15 protein-coding genes and 1 pseudogene are annotated in these 16,301 nt (G+C 71.2%); 12 read left to right on the plus strand and 4 right to left on the minus strand.

Annotated elements, in window-relative coordinates; translation table 11 throughout:
• The first annotated feature begins 184 nt into the window (after nucleotides 1-184).
• From AB0N66_RS35375 to mug, 7 genes are all read left to right on the plus strand, one after another.
• Nucleotides 185-604 carry a GNAT family N-acetyltransferase gene (locus tag AB0N66_RS35375; protein ID WP_365442807.1) on the plus strand — a complete coding sequence of 140 codons (420 nt, stop codon included), beginning with the start codon at nucleotides 185-187 and terminating at the stop codon, nucleotides 602-604.
• 354 nt (nucleotides 605-958) lie between these two features.
• Nucleotides 959-2,281 (plus strand): hemolysin family protein, encoded by a 1,323-nt coding sequence (locus AB0N66_RS35380; RefSeq protein WP_365442809.1) that lies wholly within the window; start codon nucleotides 959-961, stop codon nucleotides 2,279-2,281.
• The gene (locus tag AB0N66_RS35385) at nucleotides 2,278-3,291 is read left to right on the plus strand and encodes a hemolysin family protein (protein ID WP_365442810.1); all 1,014 of its coding nucleotides are present in this window, start codon (nucleotides 2,278-2,280) and stop codon (nucleotides 3,289-3,291) included. Before AB0N66_RS35380 ends, AB0N66_RS35385 begins: the two co-directional genes overlap by 4 nt.
• A gap of 183 nt (nucleotides 3,292-3,474) precedes the next feature.
• Nucleotides 3,475-4,257, plus strand: coding sequence for an SGNH/GDSL hydrolase family protein (locus tag AB0N66_RS35390; protein ID WP_365442812.1), 783 nt, complete (start codon nucleotides 3,475-3,477; stop codon nucleotides 4,255-4,257).
• An 82-nt stretch (nucleotides 4,258-4,339) separates the two neighbouring features.
• The gene (locus tag AB0N66_RS35395) at nucleotides 4,340-4,690 is read left to right on the plus strand and encodes a DUF4326 domain-containing protein (protein WP_365442814.1); all 351 of its coding nucleotides are present in this window, start codon (nucleotides 4,340-4,342) and stop codon (nucleotides 4,688-4,690) included.
• 59 nt (nucleotides 4,691-4,749) lie between these two features.
• Nucleotides 4,750-6,192 (plus strand): adenylosuccinate lyase, encoded by a 1,443-nt coding sequence (purB, locus tag AB0N66_RS35400; protein ID WP_365442816.1) that lies wholly within the window; start codon nucleotides 4,750-4,752, stop codon nucleotides 6,190-6,192.
• The gene (gene mug / locus AB0N66_RS35405) at nucleotides 6,189-6,737 is read left to right on the plus strand and encodes a G/U mismatch-specific DNA glycosylase (protein WP_365442953.1); all 549 of its coding nucleotides are present in this window, start codon (nucleotides 6,189-6,191) and stop codon (nucleotides 6,735-6,737) included. Before purB ends, mug begins: the two co-directional genes overlap by 4 nt.
• A 155-nt stretch (nucleotides 6,738-6,892) precedes the next feature.
• On the opposite strand, the gene AB0N66_RS35410 is transcribed toward mug, so the two are convergent.
• Together AB0N66_RS35410 and AB0N66_RS35415 are read right to left on the minus strand one after the other, a co-directional pair.
• The gene (locus AB0N66_RS35410; protein ID WP_365442818.1) at nucleotides 6,893-7,615 is read right to left on the minus strand and encodes an ABC transporter permease; all 723 of its coding nucleotides are present in this window, start codon (nucleotides 7,613-7,615) and stop codon (nucleotides 6,893-6,895) included.
• Nucleotides 7,616-7,617: 2 nt separating this feature from the next.
• Complete coding sequence (locus AB0N66_RS35415; RefSeq protein WP_365442820.1) at nucleotides 7,618-8,553, minus strand: ATP-binding cassette domain-containing protein; 936 nt, start codon at nucleotides 8,551-8,553, stop codon at nucleotides 7,618-7,620.
• 108 nt (nucleotides 8,554-8,661) lie between these two features.
• Here AB0N66_RS35415 and AB0N66_RS35420 point away from each other — a divergent pair, with 108 nt between their 5' ends.
• The 3 genes from AB0N66_RS35420 (at nucleotide 8,662) to AB0N66_RS35430 (ending at nucleotide 11,750) form a co-directional block, all read left to right on the plus strand.
• Nucleotides 8,662-9,816 carry a histidine kinase gene (locus tag AB0N66_RS35420; RefSeq protein WP_365442822.1) on the plus strand — a complete coding sequence of 385 codons (1,155 nt, stop codon included), beginning with the start codon at nucleotides 8,662-8,664 and terminating at the stop codon, nucleotides 9,814-9,816.
• 14 nt (nucleotides 9,817-9,830) lie between these two features.
• A complete protein-coding gene (locus tag AB0N66_RS35425) occupies nucleotides 9,831-10,493 on the plus strand; it encodes a response regulator transcription factor (protein ID WP_365442824.1) in 663 nt (220 codons plus the stop codon).
• A gap of 99 nt (nucleotides 10,494-10,592) precedes the next feature.
• The gene (locus AB0N66_RS35430; protein WP_365442826.1) at nucleotides 10,593-11,750 is read left to right on the plus strand and encodes an ROK family transcriptional regulator; all 1,158 of its coding nucleotides are present in this window, start codon (nucleotides 10,593-10,595) and stop codon (nucleotides 11,748-11,750) included.
• A 111-nt stretch (nucleotides 11,751-11,861) separates the two neighbouring features.
• On the opposite strand, the gene AB0N66_RS35435 is transcribed toward AB0N66_RS35430, so the two are convergent.
• The gene (locus AB0N66_RS35435) at nucleotides 11,862-12,623 is read right to left on the minus strand and encodes a GntR family transcriptional regulator (RefSeq protein WP_365442828.1); all 762 of its coding nucleotides are present in this window, start codon (nucleotides 12,621-12,623) and stop codon (nucleotides 11,862-11,864) included.
• Between the two features lie 342 nt (nucleotides 12,624-12,965).
• On the opposite strand from AB0N66_RS35435, the gene AB0N66_RS35440 reads away from it, so the two are divergent.
• Entirely contained in the window at nucleotides 12,966-13,796 is an 831-nt protein-coding gene (locus tag AB0N66_RS35440) for an alpha/beta fold hydrolase (RefSeq protein WP_365442830.1), read from the plus strand.
• A gap of 45 nt (nucleotides 13,797-13,841) precedes the next feature.
• Here the strand turns inward: AB0N66_RS35440 and AB0N66_RS35445 are convergent.
• Nucleotides 13,842-14,735 (minus strand): annotated as a pseudogene (locus AB0N66_RS35445) (DMT family transporter); the annotation flags it as partial.
• Between AB0N66_RS35445 and AB0N66_RS35450 the strand changes: the two are divergent.
• Entirely contained in the window at nucleotides 14,726-16,186 is a 1,461-nt protein-coding gene (locus AB0N66_RS35450; RefSeq protein WP_365442831.1) for a PLP-dependent aminotransferase family protein, read from the plus strand. The pseudogene AB0N66_RS35445 and the gene AB0N66_RS35450 overlap by 10 nt on opposite strands.
• Nucleotides 16,187-16,301 lie beyond the last annotated feature (115 nt).

The following is a 16,301-nucleotide window of genomic DNA, read 5'->3' on the forward strand; positions in this document are numbered from 1 at the left end:
ACTCAGGTAAGCACCTGGACGCATACCGCAGCAAGATGGTTGCGGGGGGCGCGTACCGGGACATCCGCGGTGCTCACCCCGTAGCTTGCGGCTTGCGGAAGACCGGGGCCGAGCCCGCCCCCGTGTGGATTCCCCGCCACGGAAACCGCTCGCCGGCAGGCCGGCGCTCTGCTTGGCTCGTCCCATGAGCGATCTCCACATCCGCCACGCCACTCTCTCGGACGTCGACACCGTGCTGCAGTTCTGGCGCGACGCCGCGGAAGGAACGAGCATCAGCGACGACCACGACGGAGTGGCCCGACTCATCACACGAGACCCGGAAGCCCTGCTTCTCGCAGAGCGCGACGGGATCCTCGCCGGGACCGTCATAGCCGGCTTCGACGGCTGGCGATGCTCCGCATACCGACTCGCCGTGCATCCTGCCCACCGCCGACAAGGCATCGGCACCGCCCTGCTCGAAGCCGCAGAGCAACGATTCACCGCCCTGGGCGGGCGACGCGTCGACGCCATGGTCCTGGAAGCCAACGAACAGGCCCACCACACATGGGCGGCCACTGGCTACCATCGCGAGGACCACTGGCGGCGCTGGGTCAAGCCCCTGTAGACACGTGCAGCAAGGTGTTTGTGAGCAGCCACGTTTCGACGGCTGGCGCTGTCCTCCGTACGGGCCCGGGCGTCGCGGGGACACGATGGTGATCCAGCCGAACGAGACCGCGCAACATGCGTGGCGGGAGGCGGGGTATGTGCGCGAGAAGCAGTGGCGCCGCGGAGTGAAGCCTCTCGGCGACCAGGTCCACTTTGCCAACCCTTTACCACGGGCTGATCGGTCGGCCCTCTGAAAGGTGTGTGAGCGTCCGCCCATGGGCGAGCCTCCCAATAGCCGCCGCGACTCCCACGGCGGCGGACGACATCGCGCGGTCCCCCCGACCCTGGCCGATCATGGGACGGAGGTGACCCGATGACCGAACTGCTCCTCCTCCTGGTGGCGGTCCTGCTCTCCCTGGCCTGCGGCGCCTTCGTCGCGGCGGAGTTCTCGCTGACCACGGTCGAGCGCAGCGAGCTGGAGCGGGCCGTCGAGCGCGGCGAGGTCGGCGCCTCGGGCGCCCTGAAGGCCGTACGGAACCTGACCTTCCAGTTGTCCGGCGCCCAGCTCGGCATCACCGTCACCAATCTGGTCGTCGGCATGCTCTCCGAGGCGTCCATCGCCAAGCTGATCGCGGGCCCGCTGGAGTCGGCCGGTGTCTCCACCGCCGCGTCGCACTCGGTGGCGCTGGTCATCGGGACGGGCTTGTCGACGGTCTTCCTGATGGTGGTCGGCGAGCTGGTGCCCAAGAACTGGGCGATCTCCGCACCGCTGGCGGTGGCCAAGCGGGTGGCGACGCCACAGCGCTGGTTCAGTGCCGCGTTCCGCCCGTTCATCGCGCATCTCAACAACATGGCGAACCGTGTCGTACGACGCTTCGGCCTCGAACCCGCGGAGGAGCTGGCCTCCGCGCGCGGACCGCAGGAGCTGGTGGCCCTCGCCCGGCACTCCGCCAAGGAGGGTGCCCTGGAGGCGGACACCGCCGAGCTGTTCGTGCGGACGCTGAACCTCGCCGACCTGACCGCGGAGAACGTGATGACCCCGCGCGTCCAGGTCATCGCGCTGGACGCGCAGGCGACCTGCGAGGACGTGGCGAACGCGACCCGGGCGACGGGACTGTCCCGGTTCCCCGTCTACCGCGGCAGTCTCGACTCGGTCGTCGGCGTCGTGCACATCAAGGCCGTGCTGGCCGTGCAGGCGGAGCACCGGGGCCGTACCCCCGTCTCCCAGATCATGCGTGAGCCCCTGTTCGTACCGGAGTCGCTGACCGTGGAACGGCTGCTCGACCGGCTGTCCGGCAAGCGCACGATGGCCGTGGTCATCGACGAGTACGGCGGCACCGCCGGGGTCGCCACGCTGGAGGACATCGTCGAGGAGGTCGTCGGCGAGGTACGCGACGAGCACGACCCGCACGAGATGTCCGACCTGGCCCCGGTCGGTACGGACGACGACGACCGCGCGCTGTACTCGGCCGACGGGTCCGTCCGCACCGACCAGCTGGCGCGCATCGAGCTCAGGGTGCCCGACGGTCCGTACGAGACCCTCGCGGGTCTCGTCGCGACCGAGCTCGGCCGCATTCCCGCCGTCGGGGACAGCATCGAGGTCGCCGGCTGGCGGCTGGACGTGGTGGACGCCTCGGGCCGGCGAGCCGCACGCGTGCTGCTGCACGCGCCGCACACCGAGGAGGGGGAACGATGACCGCCGTACAACTGCTGATCGGCCTCGCGACACTCGTCGTGAACGCCTTCTTCGTGGGTGCCGAGTTCGCGCTGATCTCGGTCCGCCGCAGCCAGATCGAGCCGCATGCCGAGGACGGGGACCGGCGGGCGCGCAGCGTGCTGTGGGGCTTGGAGCATGTGTCCGTACTCCTTGCGGCTGCGCAGCTAGGCATCACCCTGTGCACACTCGTCCTCGGTATCGCGGCCGAGCCGGCGATCGAGCATCTTCTGGAGCCGGTGTTCCACGCGGTGGGGGTACCGGACGGCGCGGGCCACGTGGTCTCCTTCGTGATCGCGCTCGCCCTGGCCACCTATCTGCACATGCTGTTCGGCGAGATGGTGCCGAAGAACGTCGCGCTCGCGGAGCCGGTGCGCACCGCGCTGCTGCTGGGGCCGCCGCTGGTGTGGCTCTCCCGGGCACTGCGTCCGCTTATCTTCACCATCAACACCTTCGCGAACACACTGCTCAAGCTGTTCAAGGTCGAGGTGAAGACCGAGGTCTCCGCGACCTTCACGGATGACGAGCTGGCCCGCCTCGTCAAGGACTCCAGCGCCGCGGGACTCATCGACGACCGCGCCCAGGAGCGGCTGAACGACGCCCTGGAGCTCGGCCGCCGGCCCGTCCGCGATGTCGTCCTCCCGCTGGAACGCGTGGTCTACGCGCGCGTGGGCGTCACTCCCGAGCAGCTGGAGCAGTTGTCCGCCGAGTCCGGCTTCTCGCGCTTCCCCGTCGTGGACGAGGGGCGCCGTATCGTCGGCTATCTGCACGTCAAGGACGCCCTGGACGCGACGCCGCGCGACCTCCCGTTCGAGGAGCGGGACATGCGGTCCATCGCCCGTATCCGCGAGAGCACCCGACTGGACGACGTACTCACCGCGATGCGGCGCAGTCGTACGCATCTTGCGGCCGTGCTGGGCAGCGACGGGCGGCTCGCGGGTCTGGTGACGATGGAGGACGTGCTTGGGGAACTGTTCGGGCAGCCGGTGTGAGGGCGAGTCCGTGGTGAGGGGGGCGGGACCGCGGTCACGGGGGCGGGACCGGCGCGCTCGCGTAATCCGGCGGCCTGACCTACCGACAGCCTTCCCCACCGAAAGCCTGACCTGCCGACGGCCTGACCTACCGACGGCCTGACCTACCGACGGGTATGCGCGCGGGTTAACATCTTTTTCGCCATGCAGACGAATGCCACTTACACCAGTCTTGTCGCGGTCGGCGACTCCTTCACCGAGGGCATGTCGGACCTGCTGCCCGACGGTTCCTACCGGGGCTGGGCCGACCTTCTGGCGGCCCGGATGGCCGCGCGGACGCCTGGGTTCCGGTACGCCAATCTCGCGGTGCGCGGGAAGCTGATCGGGCAGATCGTCGAGGAGCAGGTGGACGTGGCGGCCGCGATGACGCCCGACGTGATCACACTGGTCGGCGGCCTCAACGACACGCTGCGCCCCAAGGTCGACATGGGACGCGTCCGTGGACTCCTGGAGGAGGCCGTGGAGCGCCTCGCCCCCGCGTGCGAGCAACTTGTCCTGATGCGCAGCCCGGGCCGCACCGGTCCGGTTCTCGAACGGTTCCGGCCCCGCATGGAGGAACTCTTCAACCACGTCGACGACCTCGCGAAGCGGCACGGCGCGCTCGTGGTCGACCTGTACGGGGCGCCCTCGCTCGCCGACCCCCGCATGTGGGACGTCGACCGGCTGCACCTGACAGGCGAGGGGCACCGCCGCGTCGCCGAGGCCGTGTGGCAGGTGCTGGGCTACGACCCGGAGGACGCGGACTGGCACACCCCGATGCCGCCCACGGCCCCGCCCGGCTGGATCTCCCGCCGAACCGCCGACGCCCGCTTCGCCAAACAGCACCTGCTGCCCTGGATCGGCCGCCGCCTGACGGGACGCTCGTCGGGGGACGGGCTTCCGCCGAAGCGCCCCGAGCTGTATCCGTACGAAGAGCCGCCGGCGTAGGCCGCCCAGGCGCCGGATCATCGAGGTAACGCCGCGCCGAGTCACGTCACGTCACGTCACGTCCGACCGAAGGGAGCCGCGTGTGAGTGCCGCCGTCATCAACCTCAAGGGCCATATCCACGACTTCGGCCCCGGGCTCGAACACGCCCCCGCGGACCTCGTCTACGTCGGCCGCCGCTGGACCATGGGCCACTGGGACCTCCCTCAACACCCGCTCTACAACCCGTTCGCCTACGACACCCCCACCAAGAAGCGCGACGGCACCCGAGCCGAGGTCATGGACAAGTACCGGGCGTATCTCCTCGAACGCCCCGACCTGCTCGCCCAGGTACCCGCCCTACGCGGCAAGACCCTGGCCTGCTGGTGCACCCCCGAGCTGTGCCACGCCGACATCCTGACCGAGATCGCGGAGAGCTCCGCCCCGGCCTCGTAGGTTCCGACGAACAACCCCGCGGCGCTGGCCTGCAGGAATCGCCAGTAGAATCCGTACACGTGACTCCCGCGCCCGCAAAGCCCCGTATCCCCAACGTCCTCGCCGGACGCTACGCCTCCGCCGAGCTCGCCACGCTCTGGTCGCCCGAGCAGAAGGTGAGGCTGGAGCGTCAGCTCTGGGTCGCCGTGCTGCGGACTCAGAAGGATCTCGGGATCGAGGTGCCGGACGCCGCCATCGCCGACTACGAGCGGGTGCTCGACCAGGTCGACCTGGCCTCGATCGCCGAGCGCGAGAAGGTCACGCGGCATGACGTGAAGGCGCGGATCGAGGAGTTCAACGACCTCGCCGGGCATGAGCAGGTCCACAAGGGCATGACGTCCCGGGACCTCACGGAGAACGTCGAGCAGCTACAGATCAGGCTCTCGCTCGAGCTGGTGCGCAACCGTACGGTCGCCGTCCTGGCGCGGCTTGGCAAGCTCGCGGGCGAGTACGGCGAGCTGGTCATCGCAGGCCGCTCGCACAACGTGGCGGCACAGGCCACCACCCTCGGCAAGCGCTTCGCGACCGCCGCCGACGAGCTGCTGGTGGCATACGGCCGGGTCGAGGAGTTGCTCGGCCGCTACCCGCTGCGCGGCATCAAGGGCCCGGTGGGCACGGCTCAGGACATGCTCGACCTGCTCGGCGGCGACGCGGCGAAGCTCGCCGACCTGGAGCAGCGGATCGCCCGGCACCTCGGGTTCTCGCAGGCGTTCACGTCCGTCGGCCAGGTCTATCCGCGCTCGCTCGACTACGAGGTGGTGACCGCGCTGGTGCAGTTGGCGGCCGCCCCGTCCTCGACCGCCAAGACGATCCGGCTGATGGCCGGGCACGAGCTGGTGACCGAGGGCTTCAAGCCCGGCCAGGTCGGCTCCTCGGCGATGCCGCACAAGATGAACACCCGCTCTTGCGAGCGAGTCAACGGCCTGATGGTGATCCTGCGCGGCTATGCCTCGATGACCGGGGAGCTGGCGGGCGACCAGTGGAACGAGGGCGATGTGTCGTGCTCGGTCGTACGCCGGGTCGCGCTGCCCGACGCGTTCTTCGCGCTGGACGGTCTGCTGGAGACCTTCCTCACCGTCCTCGACGAGTTCGGCGCGTTCCCCGCTGTCGTGGCGCGTGAGCTGGACCGCTACCTGCCGTTCCTCGCGACGACCAAGGTCCTGATGGCCGCGGTGCGCGCGGGCGTCGGCCGAGAGGTCGCGCACGAGGCCATCAAGGAGAACGCGGTCGCTTCGGCCCTCGCCATGCGTGAGCAGGGCGTGGAGCGCAACGAGCTGCTCGACAAGCTCGCCGGGGACGAGCGCATCCCGCTGGACCGCGCTCAGCTCGACGAACTGATGGCCGACAAGCTGTCCTTCACGGGCGCCGCCGCCGACCAGGTCGCCGCCGTCGTCGGCCGTATCGAGGAGATCGTGAAGCAGCACCCGGAGGCCGCGGGATACACGCCGGGGGCGATCCTCTGACCCGCTTCACCCAGCAGGAGTTGGAGGCCGCCCGCGACCGTCTCGTACCCGACGTGGCCGCGGTCGGCCTCCACGTCCTGTTCTGCGGCATCAACCCTGGCCTCATGACGGCCGCGACGGGCCACCACTTCGCCCGCCCCGGCAACCGCTTCTGGCCGGTGCTCCACCTGTCCGGCTTCACGCCGCGGCTCATGAAGCCCGCGGAACAGGGCGAGTTGCCGTCGTACGGGCTGGGCATCACGAACGTCGTCGCGCGCGCGACCGCTCGTGCCGACGAGCTGACCGCCGAGGAGTACCGCGAGGGCGGTCGGCTACTGACCGCCAAAGTGGAGCGGCTGCGGCCGCGCTGGCTGGCCGTGGTGGGCGTGACCGCGTACCGGGCGGCGTTCGGTGACCGCAAGGCCGCCATCGGTCCCCAGGAGGCGCTGATCGGGGTCAGCAGGGTGTGGGTGCTGCCGAACCCCAGTGGGCTCAACGCGCACTGGACGGCGGCGACCATGGCGGAGGAGTTCGGGCGGTTGCGGACGGCTGCCGCCGAGGGGTAGCGGGGCGCGGGCGGCTGCCACCGAGGACCAGCAAGTCGGGGGCAACTGACGCCCAGGCCGCGGCGGATCGGAGGCGGCTGCCGCCGCGGGCCGGCGGGTCGGGCGGCGCTGCTCGCCACCGGCGGGCCAACGCCCAGGTCCGCTTTCCCTACGGGTCAGGCGTCGCGGCGCCGAACGCACCACGCGCCGGCCGCCAGCGCTGCCGCCGTCCAGGCCGCGGTCACGGCGAGCCCCGTCCAGGGTCCGAGGACGCCGTCCCACGTCTCGTGGAAGACCACCTGGCCCGCCTTGTCGGGCAGGAAGTCGGCCGCTCCGGCCGACGCGCTCCCGACGACGAAGGAGACGATCAGGAGGAACGGGATCAGGGTGCTCAGTGTGGCCACACCGCTGCGCAGGACGGCGGCGAGGCCGGCCGCGAACAGGGCCATGAGCATCAGGTAGATGCCACAGCCGACGACACCACGTAGCCCCTCGCTCCAGGTCAGTCCGCTCGCCTTCGTCCCGAGAGTCGCCTTCCCCACAGCCAGACTCACGGCTCCTGTGATCAGGCCGACCGCCAGCACCGGAACCGCGATCGCCACGGCCTTGGCCGCGAACCACCTCAGCCGGTCGGGCACTGCGGCCAACGACACACGCAGCGCACCGCCCTGGAACTCGGCCGAGACGGCCTGCGCGCCGAAGGTGATCGCCGCGATCTGTCCGAAGCTGACACCGAAGAACGCCGAGAACAGCGGGTCGAAGTCCTCGCCTTCAGAGTCGAGACCGGCGATCGCCGAGAAGAGCGCCGTGGCGAGGAGGACGCCGCACAGTCCTCCGACCAGCGACCGCAGGGTCCGGATCTTGATCCACTCCGCGTGGAGTGCGGGTGCGAACGTCATGGTCAGGCCTCCTGGGGCTGTGTCGGGGACGGCGCGGCGGCGAACTCGGTCTCGGCGACCGTCAGATCCAGATAGGCCTGCTCCAACGTGCCTTCCTCCGCCGCGAGTTCGAGAATGGGCACGCCCGCGGCCGACATGAGGCGCCCGATGTCCTCCACGCGCGGGTGGAGCACGGTCCAGCGTCCGTCCCCACCTTCGACGGCCTCAATGCCGTGGTCCGTGAACAGGCCACCCAGAGCCCCGCTGTCGGTGGTGCGCACCCGGATGCGGGGCTGCACGCGCGCGTCGATGAAGTCCCGCATGGGTGTGTCGGCGAGCAGTCGGCCCCGGCCGAGTACGACGAGGTGGTCGGCGAAGGACGCGGTCTCGTTCATGAGGTGGCTGGAGACGAGGACGGTGCGGCCCTCGCGGGCCAGCGCGCGCATCAACTCCCGTATCCAGATGATCCCTTCGGGGTCGAGCCCGTTCGACGGTTCGTCGAGCAGCACCACTGGTGGGTCACCGAGGAGTGCGCCCGCGACGCCCAGCCGTTGGCGCATGCCCAGGGAGTACGTCTTCACCCGGCGCCGCGCGACGGAGGCGAGCCCCACCTCCTCGAGCACCGCGTCCACCCGGCGCTCGGGGATGCGGTTGCTCGCGGCGAGCGCCCGCAGATGGTCGCGTGCGGTCCGTGATCCGTGCGGGGCCTGCGCGTCGAGCAGGGCGCCGACGTGGCGCAGGGGCTCGTGGATGGCGGCGTAGGCGCGGCCGCCGATGGTGGCGGTGCCGGACGTGGGCCGGTCCAGGCCCAGCACGAGCCGCATGGTGGTGGACTTTCCGGCGCCGTTGGGACCGAGGAAGCCGGTGACGCGGCCGGGGAGGACGCTGAAGGTGAGCTGGTCCACGGCGCGCGTGCTGCCGTACTCCTTGGTGAGGTCTTGGACGTCGATGCTGGTCATGGCATCAGACTGGCCGCCGGTGAGGGGCCGTCACCTCCCCCACAGGTGGAAAGTGTCTCCCCCACCTGGGGGAAGCCCGCTGTCAGTGAGGCCTGTCACGATGGCGCAATGGCCCGATTTCTGCGCCCGCTGTTCCGGGGGACGACGTACACGCGTTGGCTGCACCTGTGGGTGCCGATGCTGTTCGTCAGCGTGTGGCTGTTCATCGACATGTCGAAGCCGTGGGTGCCCGCCGTGCTGCTGATTCCGCTGGGGCTGATTCCGGCCGTCCGGCGGGGCGAGGGAGTGCAGGCGCGGTTCATGCTGGCGCGCGGGGGCGAGGAGGCCGCGTTCTCGGTCGCTCCTTCGGTCACGTGGCGGGACCGGTGGCGGACCTTGCTCTGGCTGGAAATCCGTCTGGTAGGCGGGTGGGTGGCTTGTGGGCTCACCGTCTGGCCGCCGCTGATCGCCGCCGAGCTGGTCAACGTGGCTACCGGCCATCCGACTACCGACAACCCCTTCGTGCCGGTCTCGTACCCGCACTGGGCCTACGCACTGCTCTTCCCACTCCCGCTGCTCGCCCTGTACGGCGCGATCGTCGGCCTCGGCGAGCTGATCACGGTGATAGCGCGCCGGCTGCTCGGACCCTCCCCCAGCGAGCGGCTCGCCGCCCTGGAGGAGCGCACCGATCAGCTCCTGGAGCGCAACCGCATCGCCCGTGAGCTCCACGACTCCATCGGTCACGCGCTGACCGTCGCGGTGGTACAGGCAGGTGCGGCGCGGGCGGCCGGCGACCCCGCCTTCACCGACCGGGCCCTCGGCGCGATCGAGGACACCGGCCGGGCCGCCCTGGAGGACCTGGAGCGGGTGCTCGGCGTGCTGCGGGAGGCGGAGCGTCCGGTGAGCAGCCGCCCCACGCTGACCGAGGCCGACCGGCTCCTGGAGTCGGCGCGCGCTTCCGGCGCCAAGGTCGACGCCGAGGTGACGGGTCCGGTGGAGACCGTGCCTGGGCCACTGTCCCGCGAGGGGTACCGCATCCTGCAGGAGTCGCTCACGAACGTCCTGAGGCATGCGGGGGGTGTCCCGGCCCGGGTCCGTATCGAGGTCCAGGACGGCAGACTCGTCCTGGAGGTCCGCAATCAGCTCACCGCGGAGATACCGGGGCCGGGCCGGGGCAGCGGGCTGCGCGGCATACGGGAGCGTGCGGCGCTGCTCGGCGGCCGCGCGCGGACGGGACCGGACGAGGGTGACTGGCAGGTGCATGTGGAGCTGCCACTGCGCTGATCTACGCTGGCCGGATGCCGGTCACCGTTCTCCTCGTCGACGACGAACCCCTCGTCCGCGCCGGTCTGCGCGCCATCCTGGAGGCCCAGCCCGACATCGAGGTCGTCGGGGAAGCGGCCGACGGTGCCGCGGTGATCCCCCTGGTGCGGCAGCTGCGGCCCGACGTCGTCGCCATGGACGTACGGATGCCGCTGATGGACGGCATCGAAGCCACCCGCGCGGTGCTGCGGACCGTGGCGGATCCGCCGAAGATCCTCGTGGTGACGACGTTCGAGAACGACGAGCACGTCTACGAGGCGCTGCGTGCCGGAGCCGACGGGTTTCTGCTGAAGCGGGCGCGGCCCGCCGAGATCGTGCACGCCGTGCGGCTCGTCGCCGAGGGCGAGTCACTGCTGTTCCCCGCCTCAGTACGGCAGTTGGCCGCCGAATACGGGGACAGCGGCGGGAATCCCGCGGCGCGGGCCGCCATGGAGCGGGCCTCCCTGACCGAGCGGGAGGCGGAGGTGCTGCGGCTGATGGCCAGGGGGCTGTCGAACGCGGAGATCGCCGTACGGCTGATGATCGGGACCGAGACGGTCAAGTCCCACGTCAGCGCCGTACTGACGAAGCTGGGGTCCCGGGATCGTACGCAGGCGGTCATCGCGGCGTACGAGTCGGGGTTCGTGGCGCCCGGCTGAGTCCGACCCGTCAGTAGCCAACTGGTCCCCGGCACTCGCCGGGGTCCGCCGCGCCGAGTACGATCCGGCCAACACGCGCACGAGCTGGGAGGACAGACGTTGGGGCAGTTGACCGGCGGGGATCCCTCTCTGCTGCGAAGGATCAATTCCGCAGTGGTGCTGCACGCGCTGCGCACCACGGACTGCGCGACCCTCACCGAGATCACCCGGGTGACCGGACTCTCCCGGCCCACGGTCGAGGGAGTCGTCGAAGGGCTGATGGAAGCCGGGCTCGTCGTCGAGAAGGCGGCCGAGGAGGGCGCTGCCCGGCGCCAGGGCCGTCCGGCGCGAAGGTATCGCTTCCGGGCCGAGGCGGGGCATCTCCTGGGCCTGGAGATCGGCCCGCACCGGGTCTCCGCGCTCCTCGCGGATCTGGACGGCCGGGTGCTGGGCTCCATGTCCAAGGACGTGGAGGAGGCGGCGTCGGCCGACGAGCGGCTGGATCGGCTGCGTACGGCGGTCGCCGAGCTGCTGCGCCGGGCGGGCGTGGCCCGCAGTTCGCTGCGCGCGGTCGGGGTGGGCAGCCCCGGGATCGTCGAGGCGGACGGCACCGTACGCCTGGGCACGGCGCTGCCGGAGTGGACGGGCCTGCGCCTCGGCGAGCGGCTGAGCCGCTCCTTCAAGTGCCCTGTACTGGTCGAGAACGACGCCAACGCGGCGGCGGTCGCCGAGCACTGGAAGGGGGCGGCCACCGAGTCGGACGACGTCGTGTTCGTGCTGGCCGGGCTGAGTCCGGGCGCCGGTTCGCTGATCGGCGGACGGCTGCACCGGGGATACGGGGGCGCGGCCGGGGAGATCGGCGCGCTGCATCTACTGGGCCGCGGGGTGACGCCGGAGACGCTGCTGTCCACCACTGACGAGCCGTTGCACCCGCTCGACGAGCAGGCGGTCGCCGAGGTGTTCGCGTATGCCCGGGGCGGCGACCAGCGGGCCGTCGCGGCGGTCGACCGTTTCATCCAGCGTCTCGTCCATGACGTCGCGGCGCTCGTGCTGGCGCTCGACCCCGAGTTGGTCGTCGTCGGCGGCTGGGCGGCGGGCCTGGACGGCGTACTGGAGCCGCTGCGGCGCGAGTTGGCGCGCTACTGTCTGCGCCCGCCGAAGGTGGCACTCTCTCTCCTGGGCGAGGCGGCCGTGGCGACGGGTGCCCTGCGGCTGGCTCTGGACCACGTGGAGGAGCAGTTGTTCGCGGTGGAGGGAACCGTGACCGCGCGCCGCTGAGCGCAACGTGCCTACAAAACAAACAAAACGTCCCGCCCCGGAGATTTCCGGGGCGGGACGGTCGTGCGGTGGGCTGCTGCTCGGTGGCAGACCGCCCGGCTCGCGGCTGGCTCAGGAAGCCTTGCGCTCCGGGTCGTGGTGTATTTCCACGCCGCCGGAGTCGCCGAAGGTCAGCCGGCAGGTGTCGGCGCGGTACGTGGCGACGGAGACCGCCGCGGTGCGTCCCTCGGCGAAGAAGCGGGTCGTGACGACGAGGACGGGCGCTCCGGGAAGCCGGTCGAGCTCCCTGGCGTCGTCCGCGCGGGCCGAACCGAGCTCCACGGCGCTGTCCTGACCGTCCAGGTCCAGGCGCTGCAACTCACGCAGCACGGCACGCGCGCGTGCCGTGCCCGAGGGCGCGTCGATCGCGGACAGGTCGGGCACCGAGGACGCCGGGATGTAGAGCAGTTCGGCGGCGACCGGCTGACCATGCGTCACCAGGGAGCGGCGCACTGTGTGCACCTGTTCGTCGTCGCCCGACTCCAGGATGCCGACGACGGCCGCCGACGGGACCGCCACTGTGCAGTCCGCGGGCTGCCAGGCATCGCCGACCGCGCCCGGCCACACGTGCTGCTCGGATCCGACCGCCACACCCACACGCGGCGGGGCGACGGTGGTGCCCACTCCACGACGACGCTGCAGACGGCCTTCCAGTTCAAGCTGCTCCAGAGCCTGGCGGAGCGTGGCGCGGGCGACCCCGAACCGCGCCGCCAGATCACGCTCGTTGGGAAGGATCTCCCCCACCGTGAAGTCAGAGTCCAATGCCTCACTGAGCACGGTCCTGAGATGCCAGTACTTCGGTTCCGGCACCGATTCCAACTGCTGGGTCCCCACCCTGTCCTCCGCAATCGCCGTGGCCCGGCGGCGTTTTAGCGCCCTTGTTTATTAAAGGTTCCTGCACTATCCCTGTGACCATATGTCCACCCCCACCCTTGGTCAAGACCAATCCTCAATCCCTTACGCATTGCACAGGGGTGGTGCCGCAGAGCGTTCACAGGACGTTGGTGCTGGGTGATGTTCGCGACACGACACCGAAAGCTCCCGTCCAAGAAGCGAGGGCTGGTTCATGACGACCGGGGGCTACCCGTCGGTAGCAGTTGCTGACAAACTGTCTACGAAACGGTCCGTCAGCGTGTCCCAAACTCCGTCAGCGTGTCCCAGACGAGGAGCAGCTTCATGTCCGCCACGGTCTCCTTCAACGTCCCCACTCCGCGCGGCCCGAAGACCGTGACCGTGTCCTACGCGCGCGTGGGCACCGGCGCGCCGCTGCTCCTGCTGCATGGCATCGGCCACCACCGGCAGGCCTGGGACCCGGTCGTCCACATTCTGGCGGCCGAGCGCGACGTCATAGCCGTCGACCTGCCCGGCTTCGGCGAGTCCCCGGCGCTGCCGGACGGGCTCACACACGACCTCGGGACGGTGGTGCCCGTGCTCGGCGCGCTGTGCGAGGCGCTGGAGATCGAGCGGCCGCATGTGGCGGGCAACTCCCTGGGCGGCCTGCTGGCACTGGAGTTGGGCCGCGAGAAGCTCGTACGGTCTGTCACGACGCTCTCGCCCGCAGGGTTCTGGACACCGGCCGAGCGGCGGTACGCCTTCGGTGTCCTGCTCGCGATGCGGCACACCGCGCGGCGCATGCCCGTCCCGGCGGTCGAGCGACTCTCCCGCACGGCGGCCGGGCGTGCGGTGCTGACCAGCTCCATCTACGCCCGCCCGGGCCGCCGTTCACCCGAGGCCGTCGTCGCGGAGACCCTCGCGCTGGCCCACGCCGAGGGTTTCACGCAGACTCTCCGGGCGGGAGCCTCCGTCCAGTTCACCGACGACGTCCCCGGGCTTCCGGTCACCGTGGCCTGGGGCACCAAGGACCGGTTGCTGGTGCGCCGCCAGGGAATCCGTGCGAAGCACATCATTCCGCGCGCCCGGCTCGTCAGGCTGCCCGGATGCGGGCACGTCCCGATGAACGACGATCCGGCGCTCGTCGCCCGCGTCATCCTGGACGGCAGCCGCTGACCGACGTCCCGCGCGCGCCAACACACCTGATCCCAGGGCGACTCCCGCGCCGACCAGCGCACTCCCGACCGCCTGCGCGGCACCGTACGAGCCCGTGCCGACGAGCGGCGCGGTGGCGGCCGCCGCGACGGGGATGAGCCCGGAGAAGAGCGTGGCGCGTTCCGCGCCGATGCGCCGCATGCCCATGTACCAGCACACGAAGCCGACGACCGTGACGACCGCCGCCTGCCACAGCAGTGCGGTCGTCTCGGTCGCGTCCGGCATCCGAAGCCAGGCGCCGCCGTCCATGAGCACGCCGACCGCCGCCGACTCGACCGCGGCGATCCCGCAGACCGCGGCCGACAGCAGCCGTGGCCCGAGCGGCCGCAGTACGGGGACGGCCAGGACCGCGAAGCCCACCTCTCCGACGAGCGCGCACACGGAGTACGCGATCCCCGCGCCGTCCGTACGACCCCATCCCTGGACGGTGAAGGCGCCTACCGCCACGAGCAACGACCCGTACAGGACGAGGCGTTGCGGGCGACGGCCCTCCCGAAGGGGGACGATCACAGCCACCAGCACCGGGGCGCAACCCACGAAGACGCCCGGAACCGCCGGCTCAGCCGTCCGTTCGGCGGCGATCACCGCGAGGTTGAAGCCGACCATGCCGACCGCAGCGAGCAGCGCGAGGCGGCCCCACTGGCGCGGGGCGAGTGCCCGGAGCGGTGCCGCGCCGCCCCGGCCGACCAGCGGCAGCAGCAGCAAGAAGGCGAGGCCGTAACGCAGGAACTGGCCGCCCGCGTACGGGTAGTGGCCCAGGACGCTGTTGGCGGTGAAGGAGGCTCCTACGAGGACACAGGCGAGGGCGGCGAGCAGTGCGCCTCGGACGGGGGTGACGTTCATGGCAGCGACGCTATGAAGGGACGCGGTCCGGTTTAAGGTCCGCTTCCATGACGTCATCGGGGACCAATGCGAGGGACACCCCGTACCCGGGGTCCGGGGGATCGGCGCCGAATCCCTGGGCCGCCGCCTGGGAGCTGCTCCTGCCGACCGCGTCGGCCCCGGCACGCGCGCGTGGGCGCACGCTCCAGGAGGCGCTGCGCGAGTCGGTCCGTTCGGGCCGGCTCGCTCCGGACACCAGGCTGCCGTCCAGCCGTGAACTCGCCGCCGATCTCGGGGTGTCCAGGGGGCTGGTCACGGAGGCGTACGAGCAGCTGACCGCGGAGGGGTATCTGCGCAGCGGCCGGGGCGCCGGGACCTGGGTCGGCGGTGCCGTGCGGGCGGCCCGTCCAGGCGCGCGTGATCTCGCTCCGCGAACGGCCGACGCGCGGGCCGATTTCGTTCCCGGGACACCGGACCTGTCGCTGTTCCCGCGCGCCGCGTGGGCCGCCGCGCAGCGCGGGGTGCTCACCGAACTCCCGCACCACGCACTGGGTTACCCGGATCCGCGCGGCCTCCCCCAACTGCGCACGGCCCTCGCCGAGCTCCTCACGCGACGCCGTGGTGTGGTCGCCGACCCGGAGCGGGTCGTCGTGGTCTCCGGGGTCGCGCAGGCGATGACGCTGCTCGGATTCGTGCTCCACGCGCGCGGGGTGCACGCTGTCGGCGTCGAGGATCCGGGCAGCCCCGAGCACGGTGCGCTGTATGCCTCGGCCGGCGTCGGCACCGTACCGCTGCCCCTGGACGAGGAAGGGCTGGCCACCGGCCCCCTGGAGGCATCGGGCGTACGGGCCGTGGTGACGACGCCCGCCCATCAGTTCCCCTCGGGGATCGCGTACTCCGCGCGGCGGCGAGCGGAACTCCTCGACTGGGCGCGGTCGGTGGACGGCCTGGTGATCGAGGACGACTACGACGGGGACTTCCGTTACGACCGTGCCCCCGTGGGCTCGTTGCAGGGGCTCGACCCGGAGCACGTCGCGTACACGGGGTCGGTCAGCAAGTCCCTCGCGCCGGGGCTGCGGCTCGGCTGGCTGCTCGTGCCCGCGTCACTGACCGAGGAGGTCGTCGAGCGCAAGCGCACCATGGATCTCGGGAACCCCGTGGTCGACCAGGCACTCCTGGCCCGCTTCATCGAGCGGGGCGGCTACGACCGGCAACTGCGCCGCTGCCAACGCGCCTACCGGGAACGGCGCGACACCCTCGTATCGGCCTTGGAGGAGCACTTTCCCGGCACGGAGGTGTCCGGGATCGCGGCGGGTCTGCACGTGATCGCCATGCTGCCCGAGCGGTACGGGCCACGGGACCACTTCCTGCAACGGGCCGCCGCGGCCGGGGTGGTTGTACGTCCGTTGGCGCACTACGGGGAGGCGGTCGACGACGACGGCATACGGCTGGTGCTGGGATATGCGCACCTGTCCCCCGCGCGGATCCGCGACGGCGTACGGCTGATGGCGGACGCGGTCCGCTGCTGAGACACGTCCCTCGTCGGCCTATGTCGTCCGCCTCTGCAACACGCGCCCCTCACCGGCCGACGTCGTCCGCTTCTGAGACACGCGCCCCTCACCGACCGACACCGTCCGCCTCTCC

It is taken from the genome of Streptomyces sp. NPDC093544, assembly GCF_040683495.1.
In the GTDB taxonomy this organism is placed as follows: Bacteria; Actinomycetota; Actinomycetes; order Streptomycetales; family Streptomycetaceae; genus Streptomyces.